This window comes from Ruegeria sp. AG7, assembly GCF_056541545.1.
Map to the genome: position 1 here is coordinate 38,358 of NZ_JBQFYP010000015.1, position 20,781 is coordinate 59,138.

Here is a 20,781-nt window from a genome sequence, read left to right on the forward strand (position 1 = left end):
AGGCACAGATGCAACCCACTGTCAGCTTTTTCAGCGGCTTCAACATCAACGATCTGTGGTTTCTGGGCGAAGCCGCGCTGCGAACGCTCTGGATCTCAATGCTTTCGATTTCCATTGGAACGGTTTTTGGCGTGGTGTGCGGTTGGCTTCTGTACGAGGGCAAACTGGCAGCGACCCTGACGTTGGCTCCGGTTTTGGATATCTTCCGTTCGGTCCCTCTGATCATCCAACTGGTGCTGTTTTACAACTTTGCACCTATTGTCGGACTCAATCTGGACCCGTTCGCCTCGGGCGTGGTGATCCTATCCATCTACACAGCAGCACTGGTTGCGAATGTGGCGCGCGGCGGGATTGAGGCCGTCGGCGATCCGATGCGCCGCGCGGCGCGCAGTCTGGGCATGACCTATTGGCAGGATCTGCGCTATGTCGTCTTCCCGATCGGTGGGCGCGCGGTGTTCCCGGCATGGGTCGGGGTCGCGTTGGGTGTGATGAAAGACAGCGCACTGGTCTCAGTTCTGGGCTATGTCGAGCTGCTCAAGGCCAGCCTGATCCTGATCACCCGCACGCAGGAACCGTTCCTGATCCTGACAATCGCTGGCGCGTTCTATTTCGCGCTCAGCTATCCGATTTCGCGGTATTCCGCGTCACTAGAAAAAAGGTGGGCCCAATGATCGAAATTCGCGACCTGCACAAATATTTCGGATCGCTGCATGTGCTGAAAGGCATCGATCTGGATGTGCAGAAAGGAGAAGTTCTGTCGGTGATCGGTGCGTCAGGCTCCGGTAAATCGACCCTTCTCTATTGCATCAACGGGCTGGAACCGATCCAGCAAGGATCGGTCAGGGTTGATGGCATTGATGTTCATGCAAAAGGCACCGATATCAACAAGCTGCGCACAAAGCTGGGGATGGTGTTCCAGCAATGGAACAGCTTTCCGCACCTGACAGCACTGGAAAACGTTGCGTTGGCCCCGAAGATTGTCAAAGGCAAGTCGAGGGACGAGGCGCGTGACATTGCCGCAAAGCAGTTGACCCATGTAGGGTTGGGCGAGAAGCTGAACGTCTTTCCCTCGGCCTTATCGGGCGGTCAGCAGCAGCGACTTGCCATTGCCCGCGCGCTGGCGATGGAGCCGGAATACATGCTGTTTGACGAAGCAACCTCGGCGCTGGATCCTGAACTGGTGGGCGAGGTTCTCGACACGATGCGGTTATTGGCCGAAGAAGGGATGACGATGATTTGTGTCACGCATGAGATGGGTTTCGCTCGTGATGTATCAGACCGGGTTGCTTTTTTTCATCAGGGCGTGATGGAAGAGATCGGTCCGCCCGCGCAGATTTTTAGCGAAGCCCAATCCGAACATACCCGCAAATTCCTGTCGAATGTGCGATAAAAGCCCCCGCCCCAATACAATTAGGAAGGTTACCTTCATGTCCCAAAATATCTTCACCGGCACCATGCCAGCCCTAATGACCCCCTGCAAACCGGACCGGACACCGGATTTCGACGCGCTGGTGAAAAAGGGCAAGGAAATGATCGAAGCAGGCATGTCCGCCGTGGTCTATTGCGGCTCGATGGGCGATTGGCCTCTCTTGTCGGATGCCGAACGGATGGAAGGTGTCGAACGTCTGATCGCAGCCGGACTGCCCGTTGTCGTCGGCACCGGTGCGATAAATTCGAAATCCGCCGTAGCGCTTGCCGCACATGCGCAAAAAGTTGGTGCGGCAGGGCTTATGGTGATCCCGCGTGTATTGTCGCGTGGATCGTCCATCGCGGCGCAGCGCAACCATTTCAAAGCGATCCTGTCGGCTGCATCTGATATTCCGGCAATCATCTATAACAGCCCGGTTTACGGCTTTGCGACGCGCGCCGATCTGTTCCTGGAACTGCGCGCAGATCATCCCAACCTGGTTGGGTTCAAGGAATTCGGTGGCAAAAGCGATCTGCGCTATGCGGCGGAACACATTACCTCGAAAGATGATCAGGTCACACTGATGGTTGGCGTAGACACCGAAGTCTACCATGGCTTCGTCAATTGCGGCGCCACCGGCTCGATCACAGGGATTGGCACTGCCCTGCCAAAAGAGGCACTTCTGCTGGCGGCCCTGTGTCAGAAAGCGGCAGCCGGTCATGCCGAAGCCCGCCTTCGCGCGCGGGAACTGGAAGAAGCCTTTGGCGTGCTGGCCAGCTTTGACGAAGGCACCGATCTGGTACTGTATTACAAACACCTGCTGGTCCTGAACGGCGAAGAAGAGTACCGCTTGCACTTCAACGAAACCGACGAGTTGACGGATGCCCAGCGCAACTATTGCGAACAGCAATACGACCTGTTCCGCACTTGGTTTACTGATTGGTCCGACCAGGGCGGGGTCATTGCTGAATGCATGTGATTGACAGTCACACCGGGGGAATGCCTACGCGGGTAATCCTCGACGGTGGCCCCGATCTGGGGTCCGGCCCACTGGCCGAGCGTGCACGACGCTTGGCCACCGAGCATGAGGTGTTCTACAAATCCATCTTACTGGAACCGCGCGGACAGCCCGGAATGGTGGGCGCGCTTCTGGTCGCGCCCGAAGATTCAAGATGCGAGACCGGCGTGATCTATTTCGATGCGGATGCCGTTCTGGGCATGTGCGGGCATGGCACCATCGGTTTGGGTGTCACTCTGGCCCATATGGGTCGGATCCGGCCGGGCACGCACCGGGTGGAAACCCCGGTCGGGGTCATCTCGGTGGAGTTGCTGGACGCCAATACCGTGCGCGTCACAAATGTCGAGAGCCGCCGCGTGCGGGCAGCTGTGCAAATTGAGGTCGGCAGCCATGGGTCGATAACCGGCGATCTTGCCTATGGCGGAAATTGGTTCTTCATTGTTGATCCCAGCCCGATCCCGGTGAATCCGGGAAATATTCGTGCGTTGACAGATCTGACCATCGCCATACGTGAAGCCTGCATCGCACAGGGCGTGTGTGGTGAGAACGGGGAACTGGTCGATCACGTGATCCTACAGGATCAATCCCCCAACAAGAATGTTCACAGCCGAAACTTTGTATTGTGCCCTGACAATCAATATGACCGGTCGCCCTGCGGTACGGGCAGTTCGGCGCGCCTCGCCTGTCTGGCGGAAAACGGGGCGCTGGCCGCCGGGGAAGAGATTGTGCAGGAAAGCGTGATCGGCAGCCCCTATGTGCTGAGCTACCAACCCGGCCCGAACGGGTGTGTCATTCCCACCCTGACCGGGCAGGCGCATATCATGTCGGAAGGCAGGTTGGTTTTCGCGCCGAATGATCCGTTCCGTGATGGTATCGCGCTTTGAAATCAAGTCCGGGGACAGACACTGTCCGGTCCCCGACCCCGCACCACGATTTGAGAACCTGTAACCATGCAGCATAACACCAAAACGGACATAGTTGTGATCGGTGCTGGCATCATTGGCATCAGCTCAGCGCTGGAATTGCAAAAGCGTGGAAGGCAGGTGCTGGTGCTGGACCGTGAAGGCGTTGCAGCCGGAGCGTCAAAGGGCAATGCCGGGGCCTTTGCCTTTACAGATATCGTGCCGCTTGCAACCCCAGGGATCATGCGCAAAGCACCAAAATGGCTTCTTGATCCGCTGGGGCCTTTGTCGATCCCGCCCGCTTATGCGCTGAGTATTGCACCGTGGATGCTCCGGTTCTGGCGGGCCAGTTGGCGGGATCGTTATGCTGCCTCACTGTCCGCACAGGCCGCGCTGATGAACCAAAGCCGCTCCGCGCTGGAGCGCCAGATCGCATATGTAGACGGCGAAGCGCTGATGCAGCGCCAAGGCCAATTGCAGTTGTTCGAGAGTGAGAGAGATTTCCGTGCCAGCCTGCCCACCTGGGACCTGCGCAAGGACCATGGCATCCCGTTTGATCTTTTGGACAGTCCGGATGAAATTGCCGAGATTCAACCCGGACTAAACCGGCGATTCACCCATGCGGGTTTTACCCCGACATGGATGAATACCGTCGATCCGGCCCGCTGGACCAAGCATCTGGCGGAACAGTTCATCGCGCGCGGTGGGCAGGTTAAGATCGCAGGGATCACGGCACTGATACCAACCGATGACGGCGTGCGTCTCGTCACCGTCAACGGTGACATTTCGGCAGGTCAGGTGATTGTCGCCGCCGGAGCCTGGTCACACCAACTGGCCAAATCCCTAGGGGATCATATCCCGCTAGAGACCGAGCGGGGTTATAACACGACCCTGCCCGAAGGCGCTTTTGACCTGCGCACGCATCTGACCTTTGGGGGGCATGGGTTTGTGGTGACCCGGATCAACGGCGGTGTGCGCATCGGTGGCGCGGTCGAACTGGGTGGATTGAAGCTGGCCCCAAATTACCGGCGCGCTGACACGTTGCTGGCCAAGGCCGGGCGCTTCATGCCAGACCTTAACCTAGAGGGCGGCACGCAATGGATGGGCTTTCGCCCGTCACTGCCCGACAGCCTGCCAGTGATTGACCGATCTTCGCGCGCACCAAAGGTGCTTTATGCCTTTGGCCATGGTCATCTGGGGCTGACCCAATCCGCAGGCACGGCCGAACTGGTGGCCGATCTGGTCACTGACGCCAAGCCGGTGCTCGATATGTCACCTTTCGCATCCACACGCTTCTAATCTGGAGAACACCTTATGAAAATCACCGGGCTGAACGTATATCAGGTGAATCTGCCGCTGAAAGAAGGCCGCTATAGCTGGTCCAACGGCAATTTTGTCGAAGTGTTTGACAGCACCGTTTTGGAAATCATCACGGATGAGGGGTTGAAAGGCTATGCCGAATGCTGCCCGCTTGGCTCGGCCTATCTGCCGTCTTTCGCGCTCGGCGTCCGGGCCGGGCTGGCAGAGCTGGCCCCGCATTTGATCGGGCAGGACCCACTGAATATCGGTCAGATCAACCGCACGATGGATGCGGCCTTGCGGGGTCATCCTTATGCCAAGGCCCCGGTGGATATTGCCTGCTGGGATCTGCTGGGCAAGGCCACGGAACAGCCGCTTTACACCTTGCTGGGTGGCGCGGCGCAGGACGATGTGGTGCTTTATCGCGCGATCAGTCAGGAAGCACCCGAGATCATGGCCAAAAAGATCGAAGGCTATGCCGCCGAAGGCTACACCAAATTTCAGCTCAAGGTGGGTGGCGAGGCCAATGACGACATTGACCGTATCCACGCCACCCGCGCCGTTCTGAAAAAGACGGACCTGCTGGTAGCGGACGCCAATACCGGCTGGACCCGGCACGAGGCCGCCCGCGTGGTGGGAGCGATTTCGGGTCTGGATGTCTATGTGGAACAGCCTTGCCTGACGTATGAGGAATGCGTGTCGATCCGCCGCCGCACCGCATTGCCTTTCGTGATGGACGAGGTGATCGACACCCCCAACACGCTGGTCCGCGGCATTGCCGAAGACGCGATGGATGTGATCAACCTGAAGATCTCGAAAGTTGGAGGGTTGACCAAAGCCCGTCTTATGCGTGACCTCTGCGTGGCGCACGGCATCCCCATGACGATCGAAGACACCTGGGGCGGTGACATCACCACCGCAGCCATCGCACATCTGGCCCGTTCAACGCCGTCCGAGTTCACATTCTCTGCCACGGATTTCAATTCCTACGGCACGGTGGACATTGCCGAGGGTGCGCCAAAGCGTGTCAACGGCCGGATGACCGCACCCGCCCGTCCGGGTCTGGGCGTTACACCGATTTTCGACGCTCTGGGCGAGCCTGTCGCACAATATTGAGAGATCCGATGCGGAGCAGCAAAACCGTTCATGTCATTTCTGCCCATGCAGAAGGCGAAGTCGGGGATGTTATTGTTGGGGGTGTCGCCCCGCCACCGGGCGATACCTTGTGGGAACAGCGCAGCTTTGTCGCGGGCGACCAGACGCTGCGCAACTTCGTTCTGAACGAACCTCGGGGCGGTGTTTTCCGTCATGTCAATCTTCTGGTGCCCCCGAAACACCCCAAGGCCGACGCGGCCTTTATCATTATGGAACCCGAAGACACGCCACCCATGTCCGGTTCGAACTCGATCTGTGTTTCAACCGTATTGCTGGATGGCGGAATCATTCCGATGCAGGAACCCGAAACTCATATGGTGCTTGAGGCCCCAGGCGGGCTGGTTCGTGTACGGGCGGAATGCAGCGGTGGAAAAGCGCAACGCATTTTCGTGCAGAACCTGCCCAGCTTTGCCGACAAACTGTCCGTCCCGCTTGAGGTACCCGGATTGGATACGATCATGGTTGATACCGCCTATGGGGGTGACAGTTTTGTCGTGGTCGATGCACAGGCATTGGGATTCGAGATTGTCGAACACGAGGCCCGTGACATCGCCCGATTGGGGGTGAAGATCACCAATGCAGCCAATGAACAGCTTGGGTTTTCGCATCCTGAAAACCCGGATTGGGACCACATTTCATTCTGTGCTTTCTGCGGCCCGATCAGCCAGACCGAGACCGGATTAACTGGCAAATCTGCCGTCGCAATCCAACCGGGCAAAGTTGATAGATCGCCCACGGGTACAGCGGTTTCCGCACGCATGGCGCTGATGGCTGCAAAGGGGTTGATGTCGCCGGGTCAGACATTCGAGGCGGTCTCGATCATCGGATCACGGTTCACTGGCAGGATCGTCGATGCCACCGAGGTGGCGGGCCGTGCCGCGATTGTCCCCGAAATAAGTGGGCGCGGCTGGATCACCGGCATTCATCAACACATGCTTGACCCAGATGACCCCTGGCCTGGCGGGTATCGCTTGTCGGACACCTGGGGTGTCTGACTAAACAGTGCATTGACCGTGCCCGCTCTCAGGGAAAGGCGGTCACAGAAGGTTCCATTCGCACTTGGTCTTACCTCGCTGTCTCAGCAGGGTTGAAACAACATAGATATTGGATGCATTATTAAACGGAGTGTCCTTAATCAGCTTTCTAAGTGGTCGCGTCGCGGCTCAACTTGGAATAACCGCCGGTAACCGGTAGCTGTACCCAAACAAGTGGCAGGAAAATTATGGCAGGAAAGCGCGCAATAACCAAGCAAAGCCTACCAGATGTCATCGCGAACGATCTTCGTGAGCGGATACTGAATGGTGAACTTGCCGAAGGTGAAGCTATTCGCCAGGAAGCTCTGGCCGAGGAATATGACGTATCGCGGATGCCCATCCGCGAGGCCCTGAAGCGTCTGAACGCTGAAGGCCTGATTCAATGGGCCAATAATCGGGGCGGATCAGTCACCAAGCACTCCCTGAATGAAATCGGAGAGATATTCGACCTTCGAATGCTTATTGAAGTCGATCTTTTCCGCAGAGCCATTCCGCAGATGACATCTGCCGACTTTGCGCGATGCAACGACATATTGACACAGATGGAAGCGTCTTATGACGAGAATGACGTCGGGAAGTGGGGGATCCTGAACTATCAATACCACTCCGCCCTTTACGCGGCATCGCAGAGGAAACTGACAAATGAATTGCTGGATCGCGTCAATCTGCAATCAGACCGCTATGTCCGAATGCATCTGAGCGTGATGAAGCAGCGGGAACCGGCGAAAAAAGAACATCGAGAGCTGTTGAAACTAGCGCAAGCAGGGAACGTCGACGAAGCCTGTGACATGCTGATGCGGCACATCCGGCGAACAAAGGAACAACTGCTGGAGATGATCGTGGCAAAACGCGCCATGGAGGAGACCTAACAGGGCGCTTGATTGCCCTCCTTAATTGGATACATTATCCATAACATTAGAATCGTAGATATGGAACATTCATGACCTGCTCCCCCCATGGTAAGCACCTCATCGCTGGAAATTGGCTTTCAGGTGACACGGTTTTTCAGTCACAGCCCGCTTTTGGATCTTCACACAGTTTTTCGGTGGGGCGTCTTCAGGATGTTGATGCAGCTGCGGAAGCTGCCGAAGAAGCGTTCTGGAGCTATGGTTTTTCGACCCGGGAAGACCGCGCGGCATTTCTGAATACCATAGCAGATGAGATCGAAGCCCGCGCCGAGGCGATTACTGCAATAGGCACGCAGGAAACCGGCCTGCCCGAGGCCCGTCTGCAAGGGGAGCGGGGTCGCACATCGGGCCAACTTCGCTTGTTTGCGACACATATTCTGAGTGGTGAGTATCTGGATCGGCGCCACGACGGCCCGTTGCCAGACCGCTCGCCGCTGCCGCGCCCGGATCTGAAAATGCTTCAGCGCCCGATTGGCCCTGTCGCCGTATTCGGTGCTTCGAATTTCCCTTTGGCCTTTTCAACCGCAGGCGGCGACACCGCAGCCGCTTTGGCTGCTGGGTGCCCCGTTGTCGTAAAAGGGCACAGCGCTCACCCGGGTACCGGTGAGATCATAGCCGAGGCCATACATGCTGCCATCGAACGCTGCAAAATTCATCCCGGTGTTTTCAGTCTGATTCAGGGGGGTGACCGGACCGTGGGTTCCGCTTTGGTACAACACCCGCTGATCAGGGCTGTCGGATTCACTGGCTCATTGGCTGGTGGACGGGCACTGTTCGATCTATGTGCCGCGCGTCCTGAGCCAATCCCGTTTTTCGGTGAACTTGGCTCGGTCAACCCGATGTTCATTCTCGATGCTGCGCTGACGAACCGGGGCGACAACATTGCTCAGAACTGGGCGGGGTCGCTGACCATGGGCGCAGGTCAGTTCTGTACCAACCCCGGGGTCGCCGTTATGCTGGCGGGTGCAGCAGCGGACCGCTTCGCTGAGACCGCGCGAACCGCCCTGTCAAAGACACCCGCGCAGACCATGCTAACCGACGGCATCGCCGACGCTTATCGAGCTGGTCAGGCAAGGATCGCCAATACAACAGGTGTGCAGGAGGTTCTGACCTCGATGCGTGGCCAACGCACCGCGTCCCCGCACCTGTATCGCACCAATGCTGTGAACTGGCTGGCAAACGAAACCCTTGGTGAAGAGGTTTTTGGCCCGCTAGGCGTTATTGTGACCGCCGAAACGCCTGACGAAATGCAGGCCGTCGCACACAGCCTGCAAGGTCAGCTGACCTGTACACTGCATATGGATGATGCGGACATGGACACCGCGCGTTGCCTGATGCCGATCCTCGAGCGCAAGGCCGGACGTGTGCTTGCCAATGGCTTTCCCACGGGCGTCGAGGTCTGTGACAGCATGGTGCATGGCGGCCCCTACCCCGCTTCGACCAATTTCGGTGCCACCTCGGTTGGCACGTTGTCAATCCGGCGGTTCCTGAGACCCGTGTGTTACCAAAACATGCCGGACGCATTGTTGCCCGAACAATTCCTCTGACCCTTCAACAACACGCTGCAAAAGCATCACGGCTCATCGCGAGAAAAGCGATGAGCCACGTGCCCTATGCGCGAATTTGACGGATACTGCGCTTTGGCCTGTTCAGTTGCCTTGCTAAACACCTGCCAGTTAGCCCCACTTACGTCTCTCTTTTCCATTGGTGTTAGCATGTTGTTCACACCTACTGACCATGGCGGAGACCATCGCCCACATATCCGTAAGTGTTTAAGCTGGTAAACGCGGATTAAAAAACAACTTGCTACAAATACACACCATAATGCATAAATATTGCTAGCATTTTAGAGCATTTGAATAAGAATAACACATTTCTGGGGGCAAAAATCGAGCTTGGCGCGCTTCGCGTTTACTTAGACCCGTGGGGGGAAGGGGCTCTGGTTTGACTTGGTTAAAGATTGTGTTGGTTGTATTTGTTGTCGCGCTCATGCCGGCGCAGGCCCTTGCCAACATCGGAACAGTTATCAGCGCCAAGCAAGGCGCTCAGATCATTCGCGCCGGAAACACTCAGCCTGTCATTTCAGGAATGGACGTTGAATCAGGCGATACGATATCTACAGATCACAGCGGTTTGGTACAGATCGTATTTGTGGATGAAACAAAAATTGCCGTTGGCCCCAATGCGCATATGGTGTTGGACGTGACTATGCTGCGCGGCAATCGAAAGGCCAAAAGCTTTGCCGTGCAGGCCTTGGGTGGCAGCTTTCGATTCATTTCCGGCAAAAGCCGAAAAGGTGCATATTCGATCAAGACACCGACTGCGACTATGGCCGTTCGCGGAACAACTTTCGACATGTGGGTCGTATCACAAACCCAGAGTGCAATGCTTGTCCTGCACGGAACGGTTCAAATGTGCAGTGCACAGGGGTCTTGCAGGTCCACAGGCCGCGTATGCAGCATGTATGCCACCAGTGGAGGCGGGACAGTCGGGCGGCCTGCTGATCAGGAGCAGTATGATCAGGCGCTGAAATCTGGTTTCCCATTTGTTCAGTCGCAGGAAGGCCTGCTGCCTCCATTGCAGGTGAGGGTTGAGGGGTGTTCTGGCGAAGGTGCACCCGTGCAGCAGGCCAAAGTCGACAGGGCCGACATTCGCAGAACTGCGCCGCAGCCGCGCGCAATCAGCGTCGCAGCACCGCCATCGCCCCCGTCACAACCAGAGCCGGAAGTAGAACCCGAACCGGAACCGGAAGAACCTGAACCGGAACCAGAAGAGTCTGAACCGGAAGAACCGGAAGAACCTGAACCGGAACCAGAAGAGTCTGAACCGGAAGAACCGGAACAACAGGAGCCGGGAAACGAACTGGTCCAATAGCGCTTTTGACCAATTGGGCTTTGCCTCACTTTTTCGGAGAACGACGTGAGCAACGAGAAGCGCAAAACCAAGACAGGGAAATGGGCGTTCCGCCTTGTCGGATTGTGTCTGATCCTGGTGGGCTGTTTCATCCGGGTCATGGATCCCTATCCGGTGCGAATGGCCCGTCTGATCTATTTCGACGTTCTGCAAAGGTCATCTCCGCGAGAGTTCAATCCCGACCTTCCCATACGGGTTGTAGATATTGACGAAGCCTCTCTGGCCAATTGGGGGCAATGGCCCTGGCCCCGGACTCTGGTGGCGCAAATGGTTCAGAATCTGGGTGAATACGGTGCTGCGGCTATCGCATTTGATATGTTGTTCGCTGAGCCTGACCGGTTTTCCCCCTCACGGCTTCTGAACGATCCGTCTCTGGAAGGGGTTCTTACAGTTGAACGGCACGCTCAAAAGCTCGATAACGATGTCTTGCTTGGGATGGAAATCGCCTATTGGCCGGTCGTTCTTGGGACTGCCGCACGAATGTCGGCGGAAGGAAACCCCATCACTGCAAAAGCAGGTATCATTGAATTCGGTGAAAATCCCGCCGCGGGTCTAATTTCAGTTCCTCATTGGACGCCAATTGCGCCTCCGTTGGACCGGACCGCGGCAGGTATTGGTGGGGTCAACGTCTCGCCCATCGGGGGAACAGGTATCATGCGCCGCGTGCCGGTTCTTTGGCGCGGGCCGGATGGGTTGTTGCCGGGTCTGTCAATTGAAGCCCTGAGAGTTGCCTTGGGCGAGACCAATATTGTGGCCGAAGGTGCACAGGATGAAACAGGCATCATGTTGGCGGTTGAGGTCGGGGGATACCGGATACCAACAACAGAAAACGGCGAGATTTGGCTGAGATACAGGCGCGATGCGCCCGAGCTGTATATTTCGGCCAACGATATCCTCAAAGGCTCGGATGATGCGGACGTTCGGGCGGAAGTTGAGGGGCGGATCATACTGATCGGAACGTCGGCCGCCGGTTTATTCGATATGCACCAGACGGCGCTTGGCGAGAGCGTTCCCGGCGTTTCAATTCACGCCCAGGTGCTGGAACAGGTCCTGACCAACGAAATGCTAAGCCGCTCGGATGTGACCGCTGCGCAGGAAATGCTTGCCTTCGCCTTTCTCGGGCTTGTCGTGATTGCCGTCATGTCCAGTTTTGGTGCGGTTGCATCTTTCATTGCAGGCGGTGTCGCCGCTGCCGCCGTTCTGATATTGAGTTGGCTGGTCTTTCAAAACCAGTCGGTTTTGTTCGACGCCACATTTCCGCTTATCGGTGGCATGGCTAATTTCGGGCTGCTGGCAGGATATCTTTTCCTGTCTACCGAACGGGAAAAGCGCAAAATCCGAAAAGTCTTTTCTCATTACGTCGCCCCGGAGATCCTTGATGAGATGGAAGCCTCGGGACATCAGCTGCAATTGGGAGGTGAGACGCAGGATATCACAGTGATGTTCTCCGACATCCGGGGTTTTACACCTTTGTCTGAGTCCGCATCTGCCACCGAGCTGGTCTCGCTGCTGAATGCGCTTTTTTCCAGTATCGGCGACCAGATACTGGCTGAACGAGGAACCATCGACAAGTTTATCGGCGACGCTGTTATGGCGTTCTGGAACGCGCCTTTACCTGTCGCTGACCACCCGTGCCGGGCTGCATTAGCCGCGCTGAAGATGCGGCGCGCTTTGGCAGAGTTCAATGCATCCGACATCATGCGAAACCGCCCCCCTATCGCGCTGGCAACGGGGCTTGCGACCGGACAGGCCTGCGTCGGCAATATCGGCTCGCAGAAACGGTTCAACTATACGGTCATCGGTGACGTCGTGAATGTCTCAGCGCGGATCGAACAATGCTGTCGAACGGTCGACTACGACATCGTCGTTTCAAACGGCGTCCATGAAATCACGCATGGGAATCTGGCCATGTTAGAGGCCGGGCATGTTGATCTGAAAGGCAAAGCCAACCCGGAATCCGTCTTTGTTTTGGTGGGCGATCAGGCCCTGTTGCAAACAGCGGCGTTCCAGGAACTCAGGGTTGCACATGCAGAGCTGATTTTGGCGATCACAAATCGACACCCTAACAGCCTGGTCAATACCTTGTGCCAACAGTGCGAAAATCTGGCTGAAGACATCGAGCCCGGCTTGCGTCAGTTCTACAGGGCGCTGTCCGGTCGTGCCGCTGACTTCCGGTCGAACCTGCCATCCGGGCAATTCATGTTCACACGCCACAATCTTGGATAACCAGTCATGTTTTCCAGCGGTTGCACTCTTTGGGTCACGCTCACACCAGAACAAACTGGTGCAGAACGGGTCGAAAACTGCCGTTACTGTAATCTCTGTCCGTCATTCCCGAAGTAATATGCGCGGCTAGGATCAAACCCGAATTGTACATCGTCACCCGGGGCAATCGCGTACTGGCCAAACAACCGGACTGTGATTGGCACGTTGCTGGTTTGCAGAATGACATTGGTATCACCACCCAACTGTTCAACATGTGAAACGGTGCCGGCAATCGGTCCGCCGCTTTCCAAGCGGATGTCCTCCGGGCGCAGCCCAAGTTCACGCGCATCGCCCGGGGTCAGGCTGTCTGCGGGCAGAAAATTCATGGAAGGTGAACCAAGAAATCCGGCGACAAAGCGGTTTGCCGGGTTGTTGTACAGCTCCATCGGGGTGCCGACCTGTTCCACCCGTCCGTCGCGCAGCACCACAATCTTGTCGGCCAGTGTCATCGCTTCTGTCTGATCGTGCGTGACGTAGATCATCGAAGCCGAGAGTTGCCTGTGTAGATTTGCAATCTCAATCCGGGTGTTCATGCGCAAAGCGGCATCAAGATTGGACAGCGGCTCGTCGAACAGAAACAGCTTGGGTTGGCGCACGATGGCGCGACCGATGGCAACACGCTGGCGCTGCCCCCCCGACAGTTCGGATGGGTAGCGGTCAAGGTAGGGCTCCAACCCCAGCATCCGGCTCGCCTCGGCGACGCGCTCGTCGATCACGGTTTTCGGCTGGCGTTCCTGTTTCAGGGCAAGGGTCAGGTTGCCGCGTACATTCAGGTGTGGATAAAGCGCGTAGCTCTGGAACACCATGGCGATGCCGCGTTTCGAGGGCGGGGTCAGATTGACCTGCTCGCCCGCAATTCTGATCTCGCCCGATGTGGCGTCTTCAAGCCCTGCAATAACGCGCAGAAGAGTGGACTTTCCGCATCCGGAAGGGCCGACAAAAACCACAAACTCGCCGTCCTCAACCTCAAGACTGATGTCCTTCAGGACCTCTACATTGCCAAAAGATTTGTGAATGTTTTTCAGTGACAGGGCGGTCATTGGCTGGTCTCCTCAAGAGAAACGGGTTGGCCGGTGCGGATGCTTTGGTCAGCGGCCAGGCAGATTGCAAGGGATTGTACGGCGTCGGACATGTGGCGGGTCAGGTCGATATCCTCGGCGATGGCGCGCAGCATATAGGCTTGTTCAGCATCGCAGAGTTCCTGATGACCGGGCTCATCAGGCATGTCGATAGTCCGGTCGCCCTGCGGCGTGTGAACCAGAAGGCCACCAACCTTGGTATGACCATCGATGTCTGCTGACGCGCCCTTGTTTCCGTCGGTGATCGAAACAGACCCGTTGGGCGAAACGATGTCCTTCACGAAAAACGCAGTTTCGGACATCATCGGACCCCAGCCAGCCTCGTACCACCCGATCGAACCGTCATCGAACACCACCTGAAACTGGCCGTAATTGTACATGTCAGGCGCGATTTCATCCGACAAGCGCAGTCCCATGCCATGGACGCGATCGGGCTTTGCATCGGTGATCTGGCACATCACATCGACATAATGCACACCACAATCCACGATGGGTGACGTGGTCTGCATCAGGGCCTTGTGCGTCTCCCACTCAGGCCCTGAGGATTGTTGATTCAGGTTCAGACGGAACACATAGGGGCCACCCAGAGTGCGAGCCTCGGCGATCAGGCGCATCCAGGAAGGGTGGTGGCGCAGGATATAGCCCACCACCAGCTTTCGGTTCAGCCGCGCCGCTGTTTCGACCACACGCCGCGCATCGACAACGTTGGTGGCGAGTGGTTTTTCGACAAACACATGGGCACCCGCCTCCATCGCAGCGCAGGCGTAATCCGCGTGACTGTCCGAATAAGTCGCGATAACAACCAGATCCGGTTTGGTTTCGGTCAGAGCGGCTTCAAAACTTGAATACACCGGATAGCGCGTCAGATCAGAGTGATCCACGCGGCCGGATCGGTTCACCAGCCCGACAATCTGCGCGTCCGGGTGATGATGATGTGCCAGCGCATGGCTCAGCCCCATGTTCCCAAGGCCTGCGATCAGGACGCGAGTCATTTCACCGCTCCTGACGTGATGCCGCGAATGAGCTGTCGCGAGAAGATCACATAGAGGATCAGCACCGGCAGGATCGCCATTGAAAGGGCTGACAGGACCGCGTTCCAGTCTGTCACAAACTGACCGATGAAGACCTGGCTGCCCAGTGTCAGTGTCTTGGTCTCTTCCGCGGGGGCCAGGATCAGCGGGAACCACAGATCGTTCCAGATCGGGATCATGTTGAATACGGCAACCGTTGCCATTGCCGGACGCACCAGCGGCAACACAAGCCGAAAGAAGATTGTGTATTCACTAAGGCCGTCAATGCGGCCCGCATTCTTGAGGTCGTCACTCACCTGTTTCATGAACTCACTAAGGATGAACACCGCCAAGGGCAGGCCCTGCGCCGTATAGACAAGGATCAGCGCCCACAGGGTGTTCACCAGCCCGGTCGCGACCATCATTTCCAGGATGGCCACAGTGCCGATGCGGATCGGGATCATGATTCCAAGAGCCAGGTACAGACCCATAAGCATGTTGCCTTTGAACCGGTATTCACTCAGCGCATAAGCCGCCATTGCGCCAAACAGCAGGACCAATGTCAGGGATGCAACAGTCACAATCAGAGAGTTCTGGAAATAAAGGAAGAAATCCCCCTGCTTCATCACTGTCTGATATCCGATCATCGAAAAACTGTCGGCATCGGGCAGCGCCAGCGGTTCGCGAAAGATAGCCTTGCGGGTCTTGAAGCTGTTGATCAGGATCACGAAAACCGGAAACAGTGCGATCAGCGTATAAAAGATCAGTGCACCATGCATCGCGAAGGTGTTTAGCGGGTTGGAGCGGGCCTTGTTCATGTCATCTGCTCCTTACAGCTGGTACCGGCGCATCCGGGTCTGGATGCCGAAAAGGTAGACACAGACACCCAGTAGGATAATTGCAAACATCGCACCAGCAATGGCCGAACCCATATGCGGATCACCTAATTGCAGCTGGAAGCCAAAGAATGTGCGATACATGAAGGTACCGAGAATATCGGTCGAGAAATCAGGCCCCGCCAGAGCACCCTGTGCAGCATAGATAAGATCGAAGGCGTTGAAATTGCCGACAAATGTCAGGATTGAGATGATCCCGACCGAGGGCAGGATCAGCGGCAGCTTGATCTTCCAGAAGGCGCTTGTACCGGTGATGCCATCCACTTCCCCGGCTTCCAGGATTTCTTCGGGGATCGACAGCAAGGCCGCGTAGATCAGCATCATAGGGATACCAACAAACTGCCAGACCGAAATCAGCGCCAGAGTGGTCAGAGCGTATTCCTCCTTCCCCAACCACGGGGCAAAGAGGGATTTCAGCCCAACCGCGTCCAGCATCGAAGGCGCGATGCCCCAGATGGGCGACAAGATCAATTTCCATGCAAACCCGACAATCACAAAGCTGAGGATTGTCGGAATGAAGATCGCCGACCGATAGAGCACCGCAAATCGCAGGCGCGGATGGCTGAGCAGTGCGGCCAGCGCGACGCCGATAGGGTTCTGCACCAGCATGTGAACCAGAAAGAACCAGAAATTGTTGCCCAGCGCATTCCAGAACTGTTCCGACCAGATCGGATCGAAAAACAGCGTTTGAAAGTTCTGCAGTCCAACAAATACGCGGCTCTGGTCGACCTCAGAGTAAAGGGCCAGACGGAGCGTATTGAACAGGGGAAAGATCATCACCGCTGTGTAGACAAGTACGGCTGGTGCCAGAAACACGACGATATGCCAGCGGATGCGGGGGCGGGTCATGGGGAGCGCTTTCAATGGAATGCTGGGCGTACCCGGGCAACTCATGCTGCCCGGGTATGGTTCAGCTTACTGATGTGGTGCGTACCACGAGGCGAGGCCTGTCTGCAGTTCTGCACCCAGCTCTTCGGGCGACTTGGCACCTTTGATCGCGGCAACGGATGCACCCCAGGTCTCATTCTCGAGGTTTGGTGTTCCGCGCGACAGGATTTGGTAGGTCGAGCGGATGGTCGATTCACATTCTTCACGCCAGCCGACGATCTCCTTGGCCAGCGGGTCCTGCAACTCGACCGGAGTGCTCGACAGCGGGAAGAACCCGGGCAAAGCGTTGCCGAAGATCTCAGCAAACTCAGGGCTTGCGACCCAGGTCAGGAATGTTTCAGCGGCTTCAGGATTCTTCGTAGCCGCGTTCATGCCGATGCCGATATCCGTATGGTCCGAGATATAGCAGGTGTCGCCCGCGTTCTGAACCGGAGGCTTGAAAGCTCCCATCTCGAAATCGGCTTGTGCGTTGAAGCCGGAAATCTCCCATGATCCCGCAGGATAGATGGCTGCGCGGCCCAAAGTGAAGATGTTCTGGCTGTCGGGATAGGTCTGTGCTTCGTAGCCATCACCCAGATAGGCACCCCAGCGGGCCAGCGTTGCGTACGGGGCTGTCCAGGCTTCATCGGTCAGCTTCTGTTCGCCTGCGATCAACGCCTGACGACCTTCTTCACCCTTCCAGTAGTTCGGCCCGATGTTGTTGTAGCCCATCGTGGCAGCTTCCCATTGGTCGTTGGTACCCATTGCCATTGGGATGTAAGTGCCGTCTTCCTTGATCTTGTCCAATGCGGCAAAGAACTCGTCTTCCGTGGTCGGCACTTCGAGGCCCAACTCGGCAAAAGCGTCCTTGTTGTAGATGAAGCCGTGAATAACCGATGCCATCGGCACGCAGAAGCTGGCCGAACCGTCATCCGTCTGCCAGGCAGACTTTGCAACGTCCGAGAAGTTGTTCATCGCCTCGACCGAGGACAGATCGGTCAGGTGACCAGCCTCATAAAGTGCCAACGAAGCATCGAAGGGGCGGCAGGTAATCAGGTCACCGGCAGACCCCGCATCAAGTTTCGAGTTCAAAACCGCGTTGTATTCTGCCGGAGCAGACGGCGTGAACTGGACTTTGATGCCAGGATGCTTTGCTTCAAAGGCCGGGATGATCTGGTCCTGCCACAGGGTCAGGTCATCGTTACGCCAGCTTTCGATGGTCAGCGTGACGTCTTCGGCATAGGCGGCAGAGGCTAACAGCGTCCCACCAAGCAAGGCCAGTTTCAGGCTATTACGTTTCATTGTACTCTCCCATTTGGTTTGCAGTTATTTATCAGGTGTCAGTGCCGCGCTCAGAACTCCGCCCGTTTCTTTCAGGCGCGCATCGGCTGCCGCCAGTGAAACGCCGCGAGCAGCGATAAGGATGGCGGATTTGGCGTCTCCTTGCGCTTGTGCCAGGGCGTTTTGGGCGGTGCTTGCATCAACTCCGGCGATCCGGGCGACGATGCCGGTCGCACGCGCCCGCAGCTTTGCATTGTCTGCTCGCAAGTTGACCATCATCCCGTCATGAACATGACCCAACTTGATTGCCATAAGGCTGGAAAGCATGTTCAGCGCGATTTTCTGGGCTGTACCGGCGCCCATTCGGGTTGAGCCTGAAATCAGTTCAGGCGGGGTGGCAAGCAGAATCGCGTGATCGCATTGCGCCAACAGCGGGCTGCCCAGGTTGTTGGCTATCCCGATCGTGCATGCACCCGCAGCACGAGCAAGCCGCGCCGCCTCAAGTGTATACGGGGTGGTGCCGCTGGCAGAGACAGCAATGACCGTGTCGTTGCACGTAAGTCCGGCCAGCGCTTCAACCAGCCCGTCGGTGTCATCCTCGGTTCCACCGGGCATATGCGCGGATTGCGGCAGCCCTCCGGCCATCAGGATATGGATACAGTTTTCGTCGATACCGAAAGTGCCGCCCAGTTCCATTGCATCAGCCGCAGCCATCAGCCCCGAAGACCCCGCCGCCACGTAATACAATGAACCGCCTGATGCCAGACTGCGGGCCATGGCTTCGGCACCTTCGCATATCGCACGCAGGGCGCCCTGCGGGGCACCGGCCGCTTCCTGCTGACCCCTGCACAAGGCCAGCGCCGCTTCTTCCAGCGGTCGATTGCCCAAATCATATGCGTCCGGGTGGAGTTGTTCGGTGATGTGTGGCAGCACGTGTTTCTCCTCGTTGCCAGAAAGCATACCTATACAATACCATTTGTCCACTAATTTTTTTTCAGCCGCTATTGGCCTTATTAATCAGTGTATTTTTGATCTTTCTGCCCTTATTGGATTTACTTTGGCATTTACATTACAGCATAGGCATTATATAGGTATCATCATGCTTAGGTCGAAAAACAATCCAATCATCGCAGCAGATGGCGGCGGAACGACCTGTCGGATCGCCTATGACGATGGGGAGCAGCGGCTGGTGGTCGAGGTTGGCCCAGCCAACGTTGCCAGCGATTATGACGGTGCGATTGCACGTCTGAAAGACGGCTTGAAAATGCTTGCGACCAAGCTCAGTGTTCAGCCCGACACCTTTCGGCCCGTGCCGGCGTATTTTGGACTGGCTGGTGTTACCGGTGAACAGATCGCCCAGCGAGTGGCCGCGGATTTGCCGTTGGACAGTTTACTGGTCGAGGATGATCGTCACCCTGCGCTGGCGGGTGCGCATCAGGCAACCGACGGTGCAATCGCCCATTGCGGGACGGGTTCTTTTCTGGCCCTTCAATCGCAAGCCGGCCGACGCTTTGCCGGTGGCTGGGGCTCCGTGCTGGGGGATGAGGCTTCTGCTCAGTGGATTGGGCGCAGAGCGCTTTCGGTGACGCTGGATGCATGGGATGGGCTGGTGCCAAAATCCAACCTGACTGAGGCCTTGCTGAACGAATTTGGAAGTACAAGCGGCATTGTCGCTTTCGCGGCTGCGGCCCGACCTCATGAATTCGGCCAAATTGCGCGACAGGTGACAGCGGCAGCAAGGTCAGGGGATGAACGGGCGGTTTCGCTTATGCGCGAAGGCGCCGTGCATCTTTTGCAGGCACTGGAAGCAATGGGCTGGACGCCGGCCATGCCATTATGCCTGACCGGGGGTATTGGCCCACATTACGAGGCGTATCTGCCGGATCGTGCGCGTGGCGCAGTAACAGAACCCAAAGGTGCGCCTATCGACGGAGCCATCGCGTTGGCCCGGGCTTTTCAAGTGGAGCATTCGGCATGAACGCAGCTTCTTTTCTGGCTTCTGACGACTGGCTCGAAAAAAGCGGAGGGCCGCGCTATGTCCGGCTGCGCCAGCGGCTGGAAGAAGGCATCGACGCTGGTGTCCTTCCCCCGAATTCCTCATTACCGCCCGAGCGCGAAATCGCCGAGATCACCGGCCTGTCCAGGGTCACCGTGCGCAAGGCCATTCAGGAATTGGTGAAACAGGGCGCAATCGTACAGCGGCAGGGTTCCGGATCTTTCGTGCGGAACGCCGCGCCGAAATTAGAACAATCGCTTTCGCATCTGACTTCGTTCAGTGAGGACATGCGCCTGCGCGGCATGGAGTCAACCTCCAAGTGGTTGGAACGGGGCGTTTTTCTGCCATCACCCGAGGAAACGGCGGTACTCGGGCTGCCCGCTGACGGACAGGTGGCCCGCATTTGCCGCCTGCGAGAAGCTGGCGGGCGCCCCATGGCAGTCGAACGTGCCTCGTTGCCATTGGACATTCTGCCAAACCCACTAGCCGTGCGCGACTCACTCTACGATCTTCTGGAAGAAAACGGCTGCCGACCAGTTCGCGCTATCCAGAAGATTTCCGCCGTTAATCTTGAGGCTGAAGATGCCGCTCTGCTCGGTGTCGCCGAAGGCGCAGCAGGGCTGAGCATCCAGCGGATTTCCCATCTGGAAGGCGGGCGCGTCGCCGAGTTCACAAAATCCAACTATCGCGGCGATGCCTACGACTTCGTGGCTGAGCTGCGACTCACTCCATGATCTGTGATTCCGATGG

19 protein-coding genes are annotated in these 20,781 nt (G+C 57.1%); 13 read left to right on the forward strand and 6 right to left on the reverse strand.

The genetic code is table 11. From position 1 onward, the window contains the following. Nucleotides 1-8 precede the first annotated feature (8 nt). From ACR0BF_RS16840 to ACR0BF_RS16890, 11 genes are all read left to right on the forward strand, one after another. Nucleotides 9-671, forward strand: coding sequence for an amino acid ABC transporter permease (locus ACR0BF_RS16840; RefSeq protein WP_480606955.1), 663 nt, complete (start codon nt 9-11; stop codon nt 669-671). Beyond that, nucleotides 668-1,390: an amino acid ABC transporter ATP-binding protein gene (locus ACR0BF_RS16845; RefSeq protein ID WP_480478144.1), complete on the forward strand. Its 723-nt coding sequence runs from the start codon at nt 668-670 to the stop codon at nt 1,388-1,390. The genes ACR0BF_RS16840 and ACR0BF_RS16845 overlap by 4 nt, the downstream gene beginning before the upstream one ends. Before the next feature lie 37 nt (nt 1,391-1,427). Beyond that, complete coding sequence (locus ACR0BF_RS16850) at nt 1,428-2,387, forward strand: dihydrodipicolinate synthase family protein (protein WP_480555183.1); 960 nt, start codon at nt 1,428-1,430, stop codon at nt 2,385-2,387. After that, the gene (locus tag ACR0BF_RS16855; protein WP_480625362.1) at nt 2,378-3,310 is read left to right on the forward strand and encodes a 4-hydroxyproline epimerase; all 933 of its coding nucleotides are present in this window, start codon (nt 2,378-2,380) and stop codon (nt 3,308-3,310) included. The genes ACR0BF_RS16850 and ACR0BF_RS16855 overlap by 10 nt, the downstream gene beginning before the upstream one ends. Before the next feature lie 66 nt (nt 3,311-3,376). After that, on the forward strand, nt 3,377-4,627 hold the full coding sequence (locus tag ACR0BF_RS16860; RefSeq protein WP_480625363.1) for an NAD(P)/FAD-dependent oxidoreductase: 1,251 nt from the start codon (nt 3,377-3,379) through the stop codon (nt 4,625-4,627). A 15-nt stretch (nt 4,628-4,642) separates the two neighbouring features. Then, on the forward strand, nt 4,643-5,743 hold the full coding sequence (locus ACR0BF_RS16865; RefSeq protein WP_480520581.1) for a cis-3-hydroxy-L-proline dehydratase: 1,101 nt from the start codon (nt 4,643-4,645) through the stop codon (nt 5,741-5,743). Between the two features lie 8 nt (nt 5,744-5,751). Further along, nucleotides 5,752-6,777: a trans-3-hydroxy-L-proline dehydratase gene (locus ACR0BF_RS16870; RefSeq protein WP_480555189.1), complete on the forward strand. Its 1,026-nt coding sequence runs from the start codon at nt 5,752-5,754 to the stop codon at nt 6,775-6,777. A gap of 227 nt (nt 6,778-7,004) precedes the next feature. Beyond that, on the forward strand, nt 7,005-7,685 hold the full coding sequence (locus ACR0BF_RS16875) for a GntR family transcriptional regulator (RefSeq protein ID WP_480478132.1): 681 nt from the start codon (nt 7,005-7,007) through the stop codon (nt 7,683-7,685). Between the two features lie 71 nt (nt 7,686-7,756). Further along, entirely contained in the window at nt 7,757-9,271 is a 1,515-nt protein-coding gene (locus ACR0BF_RS16880) for an aldehyde dehydrogenase (NADP(+)) (RefSeq protein ID WP_480625364.1), read from the forward strand. Nucleotides 9,272-9,668: 397 nt separating this feature from the next. Next, the gene (locus tag ACR0BF_RS16885; protein ID WP_480606971.1) at nt 9,669-10,598 is read left to right on the forward strand and encodes a FecR family protein; all 930 of its coding nucleotides are present in this window, start codon (nt 9,669-9,671) and stop codon (nt 10,596-10,598) included. Between the two features lie 45 nt (nt 10,599-10,643). Next, a complete protein-coding gene (locus tag ACR0BF_RS16890) occupies nt 10,644-12,863 on the forward strand; it encodes a CHASE2 domain-containing protein (protein WP_480555192.1) in 2,220 nt (739 codons plus the stop codon). 83 nt (nt 12,864-12,946) lie between these two features. On the opposite strand, the gene ACR0BF_RS16895 is transcribed toward ACR0BF_RS16890, so the two are convergent. From ACR0BF_RS16895 to ACR0BF_RS16920, 6 genes are all read right to left on the reverse strand, one after another. After that, complete coding sequence (locus ACR0BF_RS16895; protein WP_480606977.1) at nt 12,947-13,942, reverse strand: ABC transporter ATP-binding protein; 996 nt, start codon at nt 13,940-13,942, stop codon at nt 12,947-12,949. After that, nucleotides 13,939-14,973, reverse strand: coding sequence for a Gfo/Idh/MocA family protein (locus tag ACR0BF_RS16900; RefSeq protein ID WP_480625365.1), 1,035 nt, complete (start codon nt 14,971-14,973; stop codon nt 13,939-13,941). Before ACR0BF_RS16900 ends, ACR0BF_RS16895 begins: the two co-directional genes overlap by 4 nt. Next, entirely contained in the window at nt 14,970-15,809 is an 840-nt protein-coding gene (locus ACR0BF_RS16905; RefSeq protein WP_267366204.1) for a carbohydrate ABC transporter permease, read from the reverse strand. Before ACR0BF_RS16905 ends, ACR0BF_RS16900 begins: the two co-directional genes overlap by 4 nt. A 12-nt stretch (nt 15,810-15,821) precedes the next feature. Then, a complete protein-coding gene (locus ACR0BF_RS16910) occupies nt 15,822-16,736 on the reverse strand; it encodes a carbohydrate ABC transporter permease (RefSeq protein ID WP_480606982.1) in 915 nt (304 codons plus the stop codon). A 66-nt stretch (nt 16,737-16,802) separates the two neighbouring features. Then, nucleotides 16,803-18,056: an ABC transporter substrate-binding protein gene (locus tag ACR0BF_RS16915; RefSeq protein WP_480520597.1), complete on the reverse strand. Its 1,254-nt coding sequence runs from the start codon at nt 18,054-18,056 to the stop codon at nt 16,803-16,805. 24 nt (nt 18,057-18,080) lie between these two features. Beyond that, nucleotides 18,081-18,968, reverse strand: coding sequence for an N-acetylmuramic acid 6-phosphate etherase (locus ACR0BF_RS16920; RefSeq protein WP_480625366.1), 888 nt, complete (start codon nt 18,966-18,968; stop codon nt 18,081-18,083). Between the two features lie 166 nt (nt 18,969-19,134). On the opposite strand from ACR0BF_RS16920, the gene ACR0BF_RS16925 reads away from it, so the two are divergent. Beyond that, nucleotides 19,135-20,013 carry a glucosamine kinase nucleotide-binding domain-containing protein gene (locus ACR0BF_RS16925; RefSeq protein ID WP_480625367.1) on the forward strand — a complete coding sequence of 293 codons (879 nt, stop codon included), beginning with the start codon at nt 19,135-19,137 and terminating at the stop codon, nt 20,011-20,013. Further along, on the forward strand, nt 20,010-20,765 hold the full coding sequence (locus ACR0BF_RS16930; RefSeq protein ID WP_480606991.1) for a GntR family transcriptional regulator: 756 nt from the start codon (nt 20,010-20,012) through the stop codon (nt 20,763-20,765). The genes ACR0BF_RS16925 and ACR0BF_RS16930 overlap by 4 nt, the downstream gene beginning before the upstream one ends. Nucleotides 20,766-20,781 lie beyond the last annotated feature (16 nt).